At 41.0% G+C, this 16,548-nt stretch carries 16 protein-coding genes; 6 read left to right on the top strand and 10 right to left on the bottom strand.

Annotation, left to right across the window (positions count from 1 at the left end; genetic code table 11):
• Nucleotides 1-2 precede the first annotated feature (2 nt).
• The 3 genes from J0656_RS10240 to rsfS all read right to left on the bottom strand — a co-directional run bounded on the left by J0656_RS10240 (nucleotide 3) and on the right by rsfS (nucleotide 3,010).
• On the bottom strand, nucleotides 3-611 hold the full coding sequence (locus tag J0656_RS10240) for an LUD domain-containing protein (protein WP_207033441.1): 609 nt from the start codon (nucleotides 609-611) through the stop codon (nucleotides 3-5).
• Between the two features lie 65 nt (nucleotides 612-676).
• Entirely contained in the window at nucleotides 677-2,626 is a 1,950-nt protein-coding gene (gene ftsH / locus J0656_RS10235; RefSeq protein WP_207033438.1) for an ATP-dependent zinc metalloprotease FtsH, read from the bottom strand.
• A gap of 6 nt (nucleotides 2,627-2,632) precedes the next feature.
• Nucleotides 2,633-3,010 (bottom strand): ribosome silencing factor, encoded by a 378-nt coding sequence (rsfS, locus tag J0656_RS10230; protein WP_108247160.1) that lies wholly within the window; start codon nucleotides 3,008-3,010, stop codon nucleotides 2,633-2,635.
• Between the two features lie 82 nt (nucleotides 3,011-3,092).
• On the opposite strand from rsfS, the gene J0656_RS10225 reads away from it, so the two are divergent.
• Nucleotides 3,093-3,836 carry a biotin--[acetyl-CoA-carboxylase] ligase gene (locus J0656_RS10225; RefSeq protein WP_207033436.1) on the top strand — a complete coding sequence of 248 codons (744 nt, stop codon included), beginning with the start codon at nucleotides 3,093-3,095 and terminating at the stop codon, nucleotides 3,834-3,836.
• On the opposite strand, the gene J0656_RS10220 is transcribed toward J0656_RS10225, so the two are convergent.
• On the bottom strand, nucleotides 3,830-4,228 hold the full coding sequence (locus tag J0656_RS10220) for an SRPBCC family protein (protein ID WP_207033434.1): 399 nt from the start codon (nucleotides 4,226-4,228) through the stop codon (nucleotides 3,830-3,832). The genes J0656_RS10225 and J0656_RS10220 overlap by 7 nt on opposite strands.
• A gap of 6 nt (nucleotides 4,229-4,234) precedes the next feature.
• Nucleotides 4,235-4,876 (bottom strand): orotate phosphoribosyltransferase, encoded by a 642-nt coding sequence (gene pyrE / locus J0656_RS10215; RefSeq protein WP_207033432.1) that lies wholly within the window; start codon nucleotides 4,874-4,876, stop codon nucleotides 4,235-4,237.
• 7 nt (nucleotides 4,877-4,883) lie between these two features.
• Here pyrE and J0656_RS10210 point away from each other — a divergent pair, with 7 nt between their 5' ends.
• Nucleotides 4,884-5,483, top strand: coding sequence for an NUDIX hydrolase (locus J0656_RS10210; protein WP_207033430.1), 600 nt, complete (start codon nucleotides 4,884-4,886; stop codon nucleotides 5,481-5,483).
• On the opposite strand, the gene J0656_RS10205 is transcribed toward J0656_RS10210, so the two are convergent.
• From J0656_RS10205 to J0656_RS10185, 5 genes are all read right to left on the bottom strand, one after another.
• Nucleotides 5,476-7,248 carry a M14 family metallopeptidase gene (locus J0656_RS10205; protein ID WP_207033427.1) on the bottom strand — a complete coding sequence of 591 codons (1,773 nt, stop codon included), beginning with the start codon at nucleotides 7,246-7,248 and terminating at the stop codon, nucleotides 5,476-5,478. The two genes, J0656_RS10210 and J0656_RS10205, sit on opposite strands and share 8 nt — an antisense overlap.
• Nucleotides 7,249-7,317: 69 nt before the next feature.
• Entirely contained in the window at nucleotides 7,318-7,731 is a 414-nt protein-coding gene (locus tag J0656_RS10200; protein WP_225603627.1) for a response regulator, read from the bottom strand.
• Nucleotides 7,718-9,544, bottom strand: coding sequence for a PAS domain-containing sensor histidine kinase (locus J0656_RS10195; RefSeq protein WP_207033425.1), 1,827 nt, complete (start codon nucleotides 9,542-9,544; stop codon nucleotides 7,718-7,720). Before J0656_RS10195 ends, J0656_RS10200 begins: the two co-directional genes overlap by 14 nt.
• Before the next feature lie 197 nt (nucleotides 9,545-9,741).
• On the bottom strand, nucleotides 9,742-10,197 hold the full coding sequence (coaD, locus tag J0656_RS10190) for a pantetheine-phosphate adenylyltransferase (protein WP_207033423.1): 456 nt from the start codon (nucleotides 10,195-10,197) through the stop codon (nucleotides 9,742-9,744).
• 33 nt (nucleotides 10,198-10,230) lie between these two features.
• Nucleotides 10,231-11,205: a D-alanine--D-alanine ligase gene (locus J0656_RS10185; RefSeq protein ID WP_207033421.1), complete on the bottom strand. Its 975-nt coding sequence runs from the start codon at nucleotides 11,203-11,205 to the stop codon at nucleotides 10,231-10,233.
• Between the two features lie 79 nt (nucleotides 11,206-11,284).
• Here J0656_RS10185 and J0656_RS10180 point away from each other — a divergent pair, with 79 nt between their 5' ends.
• The 4 genes from J0656_RS10180 (at nucleotide 11,285) to J0656_RS10165 (ending at nucleotide 16,491) form a co-directional block, all read left to right on the top strand.
• A complete protein-coding gene (locus tag J0656_RS10180) occupies nucleotides 11,285-11,872 on the top strand; it encodes a PASTA domain-containing protein (RefSeq protein WP_207033419.1) in 588 nt (195 codons plus the stop codon).
• A gap of 2 nt (nucleotides 11,873-11,874) precedes the next feature.
• Nucleotides 11,875-12,921 carry an RluA family pseudouridine synthase gene (locus J0656_RS10175; RefSeq protein ID WP_207033417.1) on the top strand — a complete coding sequence of 349 codons (1,047 nt, stop codon included), beginning with the start codon at nucleotides 11,875-11,877 and terminating at the stop codon, nucleotides 12,919-12,921.
• A gap of 88 nt (nucleotides 12,922-13,009) precedes the next feature.
• Entirely contained in the window at nucleotides 13,010-13,771 is a 762-nt protein-coding gene (gene yaaA / locus J0656_RS10170) for a peroxide stress protein YaaA (RefSeq protein WP_207033415.1), read from the top strand.
• Nucleotides 13,772-13,944: 173 nt separating this feature from the next.
• Complete coding sequence (locus J0656_RS10165; RefSeq protein ID WP_207033413.1) at nucleotides 13,945-16,491, top strand: phosphoenolpyruvate carboxylase; 2,547 nt, start codon at nucleotides 13,945-13,947, stop codon at nucleotides 16,489-16,491.
• Nucleotides 16,492-16,548 lie beyond the last annotated feature (57 nt).

Genomic DNA, 16,548 nt, shown 5'->3' with positions numbered 1-16,548 from the left:
ACTTAGAAATCTTCTAGGAGCAAAAGATATACATTTTTTGATGCACTTCCGTAAGAAAGGAAATCATCTTTGTTTTCCGCTGTGGGCTGAAAGTGTTTTAATGTGGTAATATTGTTGGGAATGTTCTTTTGATAGCGTTCCTTGATGATCTTAAGGGCTTCGCTTATGGAATCCACTAACTGACTCGTTGTGGCAAAAACTACCAAGTTGGATGGCAGTTCGTCCAATTTCTTTTCCTTGATTTGATTGGAACACACCAATATGGAGCCGTTGTGGGCAACCAGATGCTCGCAGGTGGTAAAGAAAATATTGCTCTCCTTGCGATTGTCGGTAAACTGAAGATTTTCGGATGCAAACTTTGTTTCCAGTCTTGGGTCCAAGGAATAAAACAGGTGGTTTTGCCAGTCGTTTTCCGAAATAATGTTTTTAAGCGCTTCGGAAACCTCGGCAAAATCTTCACAGTAGATGAATTTTCCGCCGTTTTTCTTAAAGTAGATGGTGAATTTCTCATCTACGGGAATTTTTAAATCGGGCATATGGTCACCACGGGTTTCCGCAGTTTCCTTGGAAACCTTTTTTCCTCCTCCGAAAAGTTTTTTAAAAACTCCCATTTATGGCATGTGTTCTTTTCTACTGAATCAATATAATTCTTTTGATTAGAATTTTTTGAATGATTTTATTCTGCAGGCTCCAATTTCCCCTCTTGTTTTTCAAAAGGTCTTTGGCCAAAAATCTTTTCCAAATCGTCCTTAAAGATAACCTCTTTGTCCAAAAGTCTTTCGGCAAGTTCGGTGAGCTTGTCCTTGTTGTCCTGCAACAATTTAATGGCTCGCTGGTACTGCTCTTCGATCATTTTGGATATTTCCCGGTCAATTTTTTGCGCCGTTTCCTCACTATACGGTTTGGTAAACCCGTACTCGTTCTGTCCTGACGAATCGTAATAGGTAATGTTGCCTAATTGTTCGTTAAGTCCGTAAATGGTGACCATTGCACGGGCCTGTTTGGTTACTTTTTCCAAATCGCTCAAGGCGCCGGTAGAAATTCTATCGAACATCACTTTTTCTGCGGCCCTACCTCCCATGGTGGCGCACATTTCGTCCAACATCTGTTCCGGACGAACAATTAAGCGTTCTTCTGGCAAGTACCAAGCAGCACCCAAAGATTGTCCTCTTGGAACAATGGTAACTTTGACCAATGGTGCGGCATGTTCCAGCATCCAGCTCACCGTGGCGTGCCCAGCTTCGTGGAACGCGATGGTTTTCTTTTCGTCCGGGGTGATTATTTTATTTTTCTTCTCAAGACCACCAACGATTCTATCCACGGCGTCCAAGAAATCTTGCTTGTTCACTGCTTTTTTCTCCTTACGAGCAGCAATAAGTGCAGCTTCGTTACAAACGTTGGCTATATCGGCACCGGAGAAACCTGGTGTTTGCTTGGCCAAAAAGTCCAAATCCAGAGTTTCTGCAGTTTTTATGGGACGAAGATGTACTTCGAAAATTTCTTTTCTTTCGTTAAGATCTGGTAAATCAACATAAATCTGACGGTCAAAACGTCCGGCGCGCATCAATGCCTTGTCCAGTACATCGGCACGGTTGGTGGCGGCGAGCACAATTACGTTGGTGTTAGTGCCGAAACCATCCATTTCTGTCAATAACTGGTTCAAGGTATTTTCACGTTCGTCGTTGGAACCTGTAAAGTTGTTCTTGCCCCTTGCACGCCCAATGGCGTCGATTTCGTCAATAAATATAATGGCTGGGGATTTGTCCTTTGCTTGTTTGAACAAATCACGCACCCTTGATGCTCCCACACCCACGAACATTTCCACAAAGTCCGAACCTGAGAGGGAGAAGAAAGGAACTTTTGCCTCTCCGGCAACAGCTTTTGCCAATAGGGTTTTACCGGTACCTGGAGGGCCCACCAAAAGGGCTCCCTTAGGTATTTTTCCCCCAAGAGAGGTATATTTGTCGGGATTCTTAAGGAATTCTACAATTTCTTGAACTTCTTCTTTGGCTCCCTCCAATCCTGCAACATCTTTAAATGAAGTGCGGGTGTCTGTTTTTTCGTCGAACAATTTGGCTTTGGATTTTCCTATGTTGAAAATCTGACCTCCTGCACCTCCACCGGCACCACCTGACATTCTACGCATTAGGTAGATCCAGATGCCTATGATCAAGGCAAAAGGAAGTAAGGTTAGGAATATTTCCCCAAGAACATTGGACTCTGTATCAAACTCGACAATGGTGTCCAGGTTGTTCTCTTTCTTTATTTCGGTGATTTCATTCTGGAAAATCTGTAAATCTCCATAATCCAGCACATATTGAGGAACAAGACCACTAGATGGGAGTAGGGGTTTTTCGGCCACTCCTTTGTGTACGTCTTTTTTCAGGGCCTCTTCGGTTAGATAAACCTTTGCCTGACGTGTGTTCGTAATTATGACGATCTTGGAGATGTCACCATTACGTAAGAATTCCTGTAATTCAGAAGTTGTGGTTTTTTCAGTGCTTGAAAAACTGCTTCCGCCAAAAAATTGGAAGCCAATAATCAATGCGATGACCACACCATATATCCACCACGAGCTAAATCGTGGTTTTTTGGGAGCATTATTCGGGTTGTTTTCTTTTGCCATTTTTTCTTAAGAATTGTAACTGCTTTCCACCATAGTGACCTTGGCATCTCCCCAAAGTCCCTCAATATCGTAAAATTCCCTAATGTGTTTTTGAAATACATGTACCACAACGTTTACATAATCCATCAGCACCCATTCGGCGTTCTCGGAGCCCTCGACATGCCATGGCTTGTCTTGTATGGCCTTGCTTACCTTTTTTTGGACGGAGGATACTATTGCGTTAACATGCGTGTTGGAAGTACCGTTACAGATGATGAAGTAGTCGCAAACTGTATTTTCGATTTCCCTAAGGTCCAGTAGATTTATGTCAACTCCTTTAACGTCTTCTATTCCTTCCAGGATCAAGGCAATCAATTCATCTGCGCTAGCTTTCTTTTTCTGCATTCAAAAAGTTTAGTTTTTACAAAGTTATGTTTTTTTTGTTTTCTTAGCCCTAGTTTTTAACAAATCGTAAAGGCTTGTCATATTGGGAAAACATTTTCAAATACTCAAACTTGATGCCACGGACTCCACAAATCAATATTTAAAGGATTTGTTGCGTTCCGAGAATCCTATGGATTATACAGTTGTTGTTACCGAGCGACAACTTAAAGGAAGGGGGCAAATGGGAACGGTTTGGCAGTCGGAAGGGGGTAAAAACCTTACGTTTAGCGTGTTGAGGAGGTTTGATGCACTGAGCGTCAAGCATCAATTTGTGTTGAATATTGCCGTTTCCTTGGCTGTTTTGGACACGTTGATGGAGCTGTCCATTCCCGATGTGACGGTAAAATGGCCCAACGACATTATGTCAGGTTCCAAGAAAATTTGTGGCATTTTAATAGAAAATGTGCTTAGGGGAGAGTATGTGGGCCAATCCATTATAGGAATTGGTTTGAATGTGAATCAAACTGATTTTACGAATTTCGAGAAGGCTTCTTCATTAAAGCAGATTATGGGCCGCAATTTTGATTTGGACGAGCTTTTATATGGGGTGCTTCACAGACTTCAACATCATATGGAAAGGATTGAATCCAAAACCGTGAAACAGTTATTGCCTTCTTATGAGAAGTTACTTTTTAGGAAGGATAAGCCTTCTACATTTAGCGACCCCCATGGAAATAGGTTCATGGGTTTTATCCGAAGGGTTTCACCAACTGGCAAACTGATTATTGAACTGGAAGACCAGGTCCTTAAAGAATTCGATTTAAAAGAGGTGACCTTGCTCTACTGACCTATTTTGTCCATGTTGTTGGATAATGTACCCATAAAGTTGGTGATGGGTGCTTTGATCATCATGGCCATCATGGCATTGAACTGTCCCTCGAAACTAAGTGCTACTTCACTTTCGTTGTCTCCGAGCGATGTAATGTCGGCGGTAAGGGTAAAAGGTAGTTTGTCACTTGCCGCGCCCAGGACCACTTTATCATACGGGTTTTGTTCTTTTAGCCTAAGTACAATTTCGGGCATACCTTTTAGGGCGAATTTGAAGGTGTGCTCGTCCAACACTTCAAACTTGTCTATATTCTCGGGCATTAAAGTTTCAAAGTTTTTGATATCTGTCAAGAACTCAAATACTTCTTTGTCGCTTTTGGCTACTTTCTTTTTTGAGGCTTCAATGTGCATAGTAAATTATTGTTTCCATTCTTGTGGATTGGATCTCCACTCAAGAAGGGTCTTTAATTGTGATTCTTTGATGTAATTGGTTTCAGAGGCCTGTTCGATCAAGTGCTCGTAATCCGATAGGGTATGGAGTTCAATACCTTCTTTTTCGAAGTTTTCGGTGGATACCGGAAAACCATACGTGAAGATGGCGATCATTCCTTTTATATCGGCATTTTGTTCCTTGAGAGCTTGTACGGCATTAAGGCTGCTATTGCCGGTGCTTATCAAATCCTCTATGACAACAACGCTCTGTCCAGCTTCAAAATATCCTTCGATTTGATTTTGTCTGCCATGTTCTTTGGGTTTTGGCCTTATGTAAACAAAGGGCAGTCCCAGTGCTTCTGCTACCAAAATACCTATTCCAATAGCCCCCGTGGCCACGCCGGCGATCACATCTGGCTTGCCGTAAAGGTTCTCTACTTGCTTGGCAATTTCTTCCCGAACAAAATTCCGAACCTGCGGATAGGACAACATAATCCTGTTGTCGCAATAAATAGGAGATTTCCAACCCGAAGCCCATGTAAAAGGATTTTCAGGTTCCAACTTAATTGCATTAATTTGTAATAACAGCTCAGCTGTTTTTTTTGCGATTTGTTTATCTAAAACCATTGCGCAAATGTATGAAGTTTTTGTTAATGAGGCTCCACTGATTTTAACAAACGAGCGCCCCCAGGATTCCAATGGTAATTTGTTTTCTTTGGATGGTGATTCCATTGTTGAGGCCATAAAACTTTTGTCCAAAAAGAAAGTTAAAAAGGCATACCTCTATCATCCTGATGAGAAGAAGATCCTAAAACTTTTTATGCACAAAATTCCGGTGGTGGTCGCTGGCGGAGGATTTGTGATCAATAGAAAGGGCAAGGTCCTTTTTATCTACAGGAACGGAAAATGGGACCTGCCAAAGGGCAAGGTAGATAAGGGCGAATCCATTGAAAATGCCGCAATTCGTGAAGTTGAAGAGGAAACAGGTGTCAAGAACCTGGAAATTGACAGGTTCCTTCATACTACTTACCATATTTTTAAGCGGAACGGGGAGTACCGATTAAAACAGACGCACTGGTTTATTATGTCCACCGATTATACCGGAAAGTTAGTGGCCGAAAAGTCAGAAGGTATCAAAAAAGTTAAGTGGAAAGGTGCCCGAAAGACCAAAAAGGCCTTAAAAAACTCTTATCATAATATAAAGATATTGTTCGAGGATTGGCCTTTTAATTAGGCAGCAGGCCTGCTGCTTCGCTTCCTTTGGCAACTCGGTATATCGGGTATGTCATGTAGGCTTCCTCAAAATGTTCGGAGCGTTCAAAAATCCAATTGAGCTGTGCATACCAGTTATTGGCAAAATTGAGCTCGGCTTCTTTTTTGGTCTCGAATTCCTGTAGCAGCAAAGAATCCTGTTGAAGCATTTCAATGGCCACATCCTCAAAAACGTAAGGGGAAAAACCTTCTTTGCGTTGTAAAACGGTATCAAAAAAGTTCCAATTAAAGAATGAATCGGCGCCTTGTGGCTCCAATGTTTCCATAAGATACCTGATTCCGGGCTGACGGGTAGGTATCAATAGGTCACCTTCTCTAAAGTAAACTTTTTTGGTGTGTTTTGTGACTTTGGTATTCGAATGGAGATAGTGTCCTTCGTATGGGGTATTTCGTGTATCGTAATCCTCAATGGTGTACCCTTCCACCAAAAGTGTGGTGTCTTTTTTGATAGCCGTATATTGAATTTTATTGGCATCCAATCGCTCTATCACTCGTTTCCAGCTTTTCTTGACAATATAGGCGGCAGGAACGGTTACTGTATCCACCGGATAAAAATAATCTTGATAGGTAGTCTCTTTGATAAATGGTTTGTCCCTGTTGTATTTCAATCGCGGAAGTCCGGTTACTTCACTGGTAAGTTGTTCCGCCTCAAATCCTTTAAAGTTAAGGGTGCTGGTTTTTGTGGTGTCCACTTGCCAGTTGAAATAGTACTCGGAAAGTTCGAGGTTCTTTTCCAAGGTCTCTTTTCGTAATGTTTGAATTTTGTCGTGTTCTTTTTCTACTACCTCTATCAAACTTTGCATTAGAGCATAGGTTCCCTCAACGCGCTGTTTATAGGGCTTTAGCATATGGGTTTCTACCATAAGCCCTAAGGTGCTCCAGAGTGTGGTGTAGCCTGTGGAATATCTTGGATGGTCCATAAACTGACTGAATCCCATTTCCGGCGGCACGTTGAAAACGTTTACATAGGGAGTGATGTCCCATTCCTTTTTGGCCAAAGAATTTTCAAGATTTGGCATAAGGGTTCCGTGAAGATATTCCCCCATTTTACCACCTAGCTTGTTGTGCTGGGTAAAAAGGTGGGTCAAGGTGTACTGGTAATCCGCTCCATTGCTCACATGGTTATCGATAAAGACATCTGGTTTTACCATGTGGAATATTTGTGCAAAGGTCCGGCTATTTTCGGTATCCATTTTAATGAAATCCCGGTTAAGGTCGTAATTGCGGTCATTTCCTCTAAAACCATATTCCAATGGTCCATTCTGGTTTGCCCTGGTCGTGGAATTTCTGTTGAGCGATCCACCGACGTTGTATATAGGAATAGTTACCAAAACAATATTTTTCGGCATCTCCAGTTTGCCAGTGGCAAGGTCGCGGTATAGCATCATGGTGGCATCGATTCCATCGCTCTCCCCGGGATGTATCCCATTGTTTATTAGGATTATGGATTTTTCCTTGCGGATATTTTCATAATTAAAATCTCCGTCGGGGTTAAAAGTCACGGTGTGCAGTGGCAGCCCACTATCTGTTTTCCCTATGGTCTGTATGTTGATTTGTGGAAATTCACGGGCAAGGCCCATGTAATAGTCAATGGTTTGCTTGTAGGTGGCAGTTTCCTCACCACCAGAAGCTTCATAATGTGTTTGGTACGAGGATTTTTCTCCCTGAGTTTCTGATTCACAGGATATAAAAAGGAATACGGCCGCTAAAAAAAATAAATGTTTCAAAATACTTTGGGAACTTTAAGTTGCACCTAATGTTGTGCTTATCAGTGCCAAAAATACAGAATATTATGATTAGGAGGCCATATCCATCAAACCAAGGTCAGCTGCCTCGATTTTGAAAATGGGTTTGTTCTTAAAGTTGAGTGCATACGGGCATCTATCCTTAAAATTGCTCCATTTTTGGTGGTCCAGTGGGTCTATGGAAGAAGTGATCATATTGATGATGATGTGCTCTTTTAAGTCCAAGGAGATAAGTTCGTCCAAGAAGCCCCATCCGTCCATAATGGGCATATTGATGTCGAGAAATATAACATCGGGAATTGTTTTATTGGATTCATTCCTTTCCAACAGTGCATCAAAGGCTTCTTTCCCATTCTGAAATATTTGGACATCATCACATTTGGTAACGGACTTTAGCATTTTTTTTATGCCAAATACTGTAATGGGATCATCGTCCACAATAAAAATACTACTAACTTTCTTCATTAAAATACACATTAAATGTAGTGCCTCTATCAACATCACTTTGCACTGTTATACTTCCGCCCATGGCCTCTATTTGGTTTTTTACAAGATAAAGACCAAAGCCTTTGGAGTCTTCTTTGTTATGGAATGTCTTGTACATGCCAAAAATTTTGTCGCCGTATTTTTCCAAATCAATCCCGAGACCATTATCGGATATGCTCAGTAGTACACCTTCTTTTGATTTTACTGCATTGATTATGATCAATGGTTTTCGATTGGGACTCCTATATTTTACGGCATTGGAGATTAGGTTTAGAATAATACTGTCCAGATAGGCAGGTACACATTCTACTTTGATATCTTCGGCTACATGATTGATTATCTGCGAATTGTGTTTATTCAAAAAGGCAGAAAAATTCTGTAAAACCTTTACAATGTTTTGTTTGAGGAACAATGGTTTTTTGGTTACCGATGTATTGGTGTTCACATCTACCACTTGATTAAGGTTTTCCAAGGTCTCCAATAAATTGTCTGATGCTTGCGAGAGCATTTTGGTGATTCGTTCTCTCTCTGTCGGGTCGTTTTCTGACTTTAAAAATTCCAAGAGCATGGAAAAGTTTGCGGAGTGCGATCTTAGGTTATGGGATACAATGTGGGCAAAACCTATCAATTTTTGATTTTGCATCGAGGTTATTTTGATAAGATCTCGTAATTCCCGTTCCTTCTTTTTGATGGAGGAAATATCCAAGCTCATACCAATAAGACCGCACACTTTACCATCTAAATCAAAATAAGGTATTTTGGAGGTCAGAAAATGGGTTGTTTTGCCATTATGGGTAATAGCGGTCTCTTTGCCAATAATAGGAGTAAGGTGCTTCATGACCTGTATATCCTCTTCCCTGGATATTTTTGCCGTATCCTCATTATATATGTCGAAATCATTTTTGCCGATGATTTCCTCCTTGCTCTTGTTGATGTAATGGGACTCTCCTTTGTTGATCAGTACTTTTCTGGACTCAAGGTCTTTCACATAAACGTTCAACGGTAAGCTATCAACAAGTGTGCTGAGCAATTGTTGATGCTCCTTGACCTTGTTTTCGGCCATCACCTCGTCATGAATATCCCGTATTGTTCCAAAAACCTTAACGGTATTACCGTTTTCTACATAAGGTTTACCGGTAATCCGTACCCATCTTTCTTCACCGTTAAATGTTATGATCATCAAATTGTCGTCGTAGGATTGTTGGTTCTCGATTGCTTTGTGAAAGAGCATTGAAACCTTGTTTCTGCTATAGCCCGGTTTAAAAAACTCAATGGCCTCGGCCGTAGTGGGCTCAAAACAATCGGGAACTTGATGGATACGCTTGGTTTCCTTACACCATGTGAGTTTTTGCGTTGCTGTTTCAAATTCCCACCAACCTGTTTTGGATACTTCTACCTTGGTGTCCAAAATGTTCTGTAACCATTCGGCTTGGTATTCTTTTTCTACTTCAGCAGTAATGTCATCGGTTTGGATTATGGTCCCGATTACGTTTTCCTTCTCGTCGAACCAAGGGGCGAAATAACTTTTGAAATGACCAGTGCTGTTATGGTTTGATATTTTGTGCCTAAGAGAGAAGGATTTATTTTCTTTTAATTTTTTTTTGAGATCTGGGATATCTCCATATAGCGGAAAAACCTTGGTTTGGTGGTCGCTGTTCTGTGGAGGCAATCCAAAGATGTCTAGCCACGAAGAGGAGGCATCCACCAAAATACCTTTTTTGCACAGAAGTGCTGTCGCCTTTGGCAACTGTTTCAATAAGTAAAATTGGTCAACTCTTCTTACTGCTTTCAAAACTCGGGGTTGTTTAAAAAACGTTAGTGCTTACTCAGAAATTTCCGACTAAGCTATAATTATTTGGTCGATACAACGCATATTATGTTGCGAAAGCAATCATTAATGTTGTATCCAAAAGGTTGGCCATGGTTTCTATAAATATAAAAAGAAAGAATTTACCTACAAATTATATTCGATGAACGGAAAGTGGACGGTTATTTTACTACAACGGTCTCTGGTACCAGACCCGTATAGTCCCCTCCATTCCTGATTACATCTCGAACTATTGATGAGCTGATGTAAGATTTTCCAGAGGATGTCAATAAAAATACCGTTTCAATCTCCGATAACTTTCTATTGGTATGTGCAATGGCTTTTTCAAATTCAAAATCGGCAGGGTTCCGCAACCCCCTAAGAATAAAAGTGGCATCTATTTTTTTGCAAAAATCCACGGTCATGCCCTTGTATGTGGTCACTTTTATTTTTGGTTCATCGGCAAATGCCTTTTGAATAAAACTTACACGTTCTTCCAATGAGAACATATAATTTTTGTCGGCATTTATCCCTATGGCGATCACCAATTCATCAAAAAGGGTCACACCTCTCTTAATAATGTCGTAATGTCCTAAAGTAAGCGGGTCAAAAGAACCAGGGAACAATGCACGTCTCATGTTGTGGAATAAAGTTTCCTAAAAATACGGTTTCTATCGCAAAGCTTCAACAATTGCACTGTCAAATAACTCCTCCAAAGTGATTCCTGCCGTTTTTGCTTGTTGGGGCAATAGGCTTTCCTCCGTAAGTCCGGGGGTTGTGTTTATTTCGAGAAGATGTGGCTCATCACCAATGAAAATAAATTCACTTCGGGTGTATCCTTTGAGCTCCAATGTTTTGTAGATAAATTCTGCCAGCTGCCTTACGTTGGATTCTTGCTTTTCCGAAATCCTTGCGGGTGTGATTTCTTGTGATTTACCTAGATATTTGGCCTCAAAATCAAAAAAATCGTTCTCCGAGATAATTTCTGTAGCGGGAAGAACAGTTACTTCATTATTGAAAGTAATCACTCCGACCGATACTTCGGTACCATCCAAAAAGGATTCTATAATGATTTGTGAATCTTCCTTGAACGCACTTTCTATGGCATCTGCCAATGTTGCCCTATCGTAAACTTTTGATACCCCGTAGCTACTGCCCGCGCGGTTCGCTTTTACAAAACAAGGTAGTCCAACTTTGTCAACAATGGAATCTTCATCAATACTTTGTCCCTTATTTAAAAAATACGAGGTGGCACACGGAACATTGTAAGGTTTTAGTGCACTCAATAGGTCTCGCTTATTAAAGGTCAGTGCTGCCTCATAATGGTTGCAAGATGTTTGCGGTATTCCAAGAAGCTCAAAATAGGCCTGCATAAGCCCATCTTCACCTGGGGTGCCGTGAATCGCATTGAAAACACAGTCAAATTGAATTTTTTTGCCATGTATCTCAACACTGAAATCGGACCTTTCTATGGGATGCTCCTGTTCCAATTCATCCAGATAATACCACTTATCCTTGGAGATGACAATTCGGTAAGGATTATATTTTTCTCTGTCCAAATATTTGTGCACCACATTTCCACTCTTAATGGAAATATTGTACTCACTGGAATAGCCGCCCATGATGATGGCAATGTTCTTTTTCATTGTCTTGTAAAATAACGCGAAGCCAAAATAAAGAAAAAAGGGTTGGCTTTCCTATATTTGTTCCGATAAGGTGAACTACATGAAAAATTTTCTCAACTTTTTAAAAAGCAAGACTTTTTTGATACAGCTCGGATTGGCGGTCGTTGCTATTCTGGTGTTGGTCTTTATTTCTTTACAATGGCTTAAGAGCACCACAAACCACGGTGAGTTTGTTGAGGTACCCGACTTTTCCAAAATGTCGGTGTCGGAGATGCGCAAGGCAGTTGAGAGTGCTGGGCTTAGATATCAAGTGTTGGATTCGTCGGAATATAATCCCGACTATCCCCGTTTTTCCATACTGGACCAAAACCCTCCTGCAGGCAACAAGGTAAAATCCAACCGGAAAATATATTTTACCGTAAATCCCTCGGGCTATAAAAAGGTAAGTGTACCGGATATTATCCAAGTAACCCAACGTAACGCCGCCTCTATGTTGAGGGCAGTAGGTTTGGATGTGGAACGTGTGACATATATAGATGAACTTGGTAAGGACATGGTATACAATATGAAGTTCAAAGGAAAATATTTAAAGCCCGGAGATAAATTGCCAAAGACTTCAAAAATTGAATTGATTTGTGGTAACGGTACCATTCCTGGCAGTGCAAGGGTACAGGCAGAATCCAACTAAAGATGGATATTTCGGATAATCAGGAAGATTTTTCCCAGGACGAGCTTTCGCAGGACGACCTCTACGAGCATCATAGTTTTGTGGCCTCAAAAGGTCAGGAACCACTGCGCGTGGATAAATTCTTGATGAACTTTATTGAGAACGCTACGCGGAACAAAATCCAGCAGGCTGCCAAAAAAGGCCATATATGGGTCAATGGTTCCATCGTCAAGCAAAATTATAAAGTAAAGGCAGGAGACGAGGTCAAGGTAATGTTCGAGCATCCACCCTATGAGTTTTTGTTGACCCCCGAAAGCATTCCCTTGGATATTGTGTATGAAGACGATGTGCTTTTGGTGGTGAACAAACCTGCCGGTATGGTGGTGCACCCGGGGCACGGAAATTATTCGGGAACATTGATCAATGCCTTGGTCTATCATTTCGAGAACCTTCCCAACAATAGTTCGGATAGGCCGGGACTTGTTCATCGCATCGATAAGGACACCTCTGGTCTCTTGGTAATTGCCAAAACGGAATCGGCCATGACATACTTGGCCCAACAATTTTTTGAAAAGACCAGTGAACGTGAATATGTGGCCTTGGTCTGGGGCAATGTAGAGGAAGATGAGGGGACCATTGAGGGCCATATTGCACGTAACCCAAAAAATCGTTTACAGATGATGGTTTTTCCAGATGGAAGCGATGGCAAGGAAGCAGTTACCCATTATAAGGTAATAGAGCGTTTAGGGTACGTAACATTGGTCTCTTGCAAATTGGAAACGGGTAGGACCCATCAAATTCGGGTACACATGAAATATATTGGACATACCCTGTTCAATGATGAGCGCTATGGTGGTGATAAAATTTTAAAGGGGACAACCTTTACCAAATACAAGCAGTTTGTTGATAATGCCTTTAAGGAACTGCCCAGACAGGCCTTGCATGCCAAAACCCTTGGTTTTGAACATCCCGTTACCGGTGAGTTTATGCGATTTGATTCAGAACTGCCAGAAGATATGGTCAACGGGATTGAAAAATGGCGTGGCTATGCCAAACATCACGAATCATAGTTTTCTTCAATATTTAAATTGAAAACACCATTGGATTCCTTTTCCAAAAAAGTAAAATCCTCGCTATTTTTACAAAAATTAGAAGAAGATGAAAATTGTGATATCTCCTGCAAAGTCGTTGGATTATGATACGGCATTGCCCACATCAAAATATACCCAGCCCCAATTTTTGGAACAAGCGGAAAAACTGAATTCCGTACTCAAAAAGAAAAAGCCAAAGGCCTTGATGGACTTGATGTCCATTTCCGATAAGCTGGCCGACCTGAATTGGGAGCGCAATCAAAAATTTGATACGCCTTTTACCGTTGACAATGCAAGACCGGCAGTCTATGCTTTCAATGGCGATGTGTACCAGGGATTGGATGCATATACTATCCCCGAGGATAAGCTGGACCGATTGCAGGATACTTTGCGAATTCTGTCAGGTCTGTATGGTGTTTTAAGGCCTTTGGACTTGATGCAGCCCTACCGCTTGGAAATGGGAACGCAATTAAAAGTAGGCCGTAAAAAGAACCTGTACGAATTCTGGAAGAAGGACATTGTAAACTTTCTGAACAGCGAGCTTAAGGATGATGAGCTTTTTATAAACTTGGCCAGCAACGAATATTTTAGCGCTGTGGATACCAAACAATTAAAAGTTCCTGTAATTGCACCAGTTTTCAAGGATTGGAAAAACGATAAATTGAAAGTAATCAGCTTTTTTGCGAAAAAAGCCCGTGGCTCCATGGTCCGTTATATATTGGATACCGGAGCGGAGACCTTGGACGATATCAAGAATTTTGACTACGATGGGTATCTCTACAGCGAAGAACACACGGTCAAGAAAAACGAACCCGTTTTCATTCGATAAAAACTTTGGTAAAATCCGAAGTATTCTTTAAGTTATAATCGGTAAGGTATGTTGTTACGTTTAAAGTGCACATGCCTTAAATTGTGATACGCTTAAATTTAACCCAGAGGTTACACTTTATTCACGACCTTTGAGTGTTTGACTATTTTTTAACACTAACATAAAACAGATACATGCAGCAAACTAAACGGTTAGAGGAGTTTAAAAAATCGGTAACCAATAAATTCAACATCTATAATAGCCTTTTCTTGAGCTTGCCATACAAGAATGTGGAAAACGTAGGGATTCTTATTCCACTCTTGTTGGATCAATGCGAAAAAGGATTAAAGGCTGGCAAAGATCCCCAAGAAATTTTGGAAGTGTTCTTCTCCAACTTTGTGGATATTCAGGACGAGAGGGAACGTTTGGATTTTATGTTCAGGATCGTGCAGTACGTGGAGCGCCAAGTGGTGCTTTATGATAGTGTGGAAGATTCCGCATTTCCCAAACTACAGGAATACAGTAGTTCTTTGACCATACCTGATTATTTTGAGTTGGTGAACCGTACAAAAAACTGGGACAAGGTTTCCAAAAAACTTTCAACCTTTAGTGCACGCATTGTATTAACCGCCCACCCAACGCAATTTTACACGCCAGCGGTTCTGGATATTATTGCCGAACTCCGCTCGTTGATAGATGAGGACAGGATACATGATATTGATGTAACTCTACAACAATTGGGATTGACGTCCTTGATCAATGCAAAAAAGCCAACACCTTTGGATGAGGCGAAAAACATTATCTATATTCTTCGTAACACCTATTACGATGCTGTCGGTGAACTGTACCAATACGTGAAGAGCAATATTCGCGATGAAAAGTTCGAGAACTATAATTTGATGAAACTTGGTTTTTGGCCAGGCGGGGATCGTGACGGAAACCCTTTCGTAACGGCCGATATTACCAAAGAGGTGGCCGATGAACTACGGTTGACCCTAATGAAGTGTTATTATAACGAATTGAAGAATCTTCGAAAAAAACTCACATTCAAGAGTATGCAAGAAGATATCAATGCATTGAGCACAAAACTTTATCATGCCATGTTCGATTCCAATGCACCAATTTCGTACGAAGGAATCATTGAGCATTTAAGTGCGGTTAGGAATCAATTGATAGACCACTATCATGGGTTGTATTTAGACGAATTAGATAGGTTTATTGATAAAGTACATATCTTCAAAACACATTTCGCCACTTTGGATATCCGTCAAGATCACAGCAAGCATACCTTGGTAGTGGAATCCGTATTGAAAAAGAATGGAGTCATCAAAAAAAGCTTGGACGAGCTCAAGGAAAAGGAGTTGGTGAAGCTGCTGTTGGAGAAGGATTTTAAACTAAAGGCAGAGGATTTTGATGATGATATTGTGAAGGACACTATCGTTAATATCCAAAACCTGAAAGCGATCCAAGAGAAAAACGGTGAAGATGGATGCAACCGATACATCATCAGTAACTCGGAGGATATTTTCTCAGTGCTGTTCGTTTTCGGATTGTTCAGGTGGTGCGGTTGGAACGAAAAAGAAATCACTTTCGATATTGTTCCCTTGTTCGAGACCATGAGAGGGATGGATGCTTCCGAAGAAGTGATGCAAACCTTGTTCGATATTCCAAAGTATAGACAGCACTTGGAACGAAGAAGGGATATACACACCATTATGCTAGGCTTCTCCGATGGAACCAAAGATGGAGGTTACCTAAAGGCCAACTGGTCTATACTAAAGACCAAGGAAACTCTGAGCAAGGTTTGCAAGAAAAACGGTATCGCAGCCATATTCTTTGATGGTAGGGGAGGACCACCCGCCCGTGGTGGAGGTAAAACCCATAGATTTTATGCGGCACAGACCAAGGATGTGGCCAACCACGAAATCCAGCTTACCATCCAAGGACAGACCATTACTAGTACATATGGTACCAAGGAACAGTTTATGCACAACTCCGAGCAGTTATTGACCGCCGGATTGAGCAATAATCTCTTTGGAAAGGAACTTACTATTTCGGCGTCACAAAGGAAGTTGATAGAGGAGCTTTCCGAACTCAGTTTTGATAAATATGATGCCCTGAAACAGCACGATAAATTCATTCCTTACCTTGAAAATAGAAGTACGTTAAAATATTATACCAAAGCCAACATAGGAAGTAGGCCTGGTAAACGTGGAAGCGCAAAACAGTTGACATTAGCTGACCTGCGGGCAATTTCATTTGTGGGATCATGGAGCCAATTAAAGCAAAATGTACCTGGATACTTTGGTCTCGGTTCCGCAATCCAAAAATTGAAAGACGAAGGAAGGTTGAACGAGGTCAAAAAACTGTACAAGGAAGTTCCTTTCTTTAAAGCATTGATGTTGAACAGTATGATGTCCTTGGCGAAGACCAATTTTGATTTGACCAGTTACATGAAAGACGACCCTGAGTTCGGTGATTTCTGGAAGATTCTTTATGAAGAGTACCAACTGTCCAAAAAGATGCTTCTTCAAATTTCCGGGCTCAAGATTTTGATGGAAGACGAAGCTGTATCGAGGGAATCCGTAAAAATCAGGGAAAAGATTGTATTGCCGTTATTGGTGATTCAACAAAATGCTTTGTATCACATCACGCAAAATTCAGAGTATAAGGAATTGTACGAGAAAATTGTGACCCGCTCTTTATACGGAAACATTAATGCGAGTAGAAACTCTGCGTAGTTTCCAAGCTTTTAGTAGCATACAGATTTTATAAAAGCAATCGGTATGGTGCAAATT

Origin of the sequence: Flagellimonas aurea, from assembly GCF_017313785.1 — a bacterium.
Lineage (GTDB): Bacteria > Bacteroidota > Bacteroidia > Flavobacteriales > Flavobacteriaceae > Flagellimonas > Flagellimonas aurea.
This window is presented reverse-complemented; position numbering and strand designations above follow the sequence as displayed.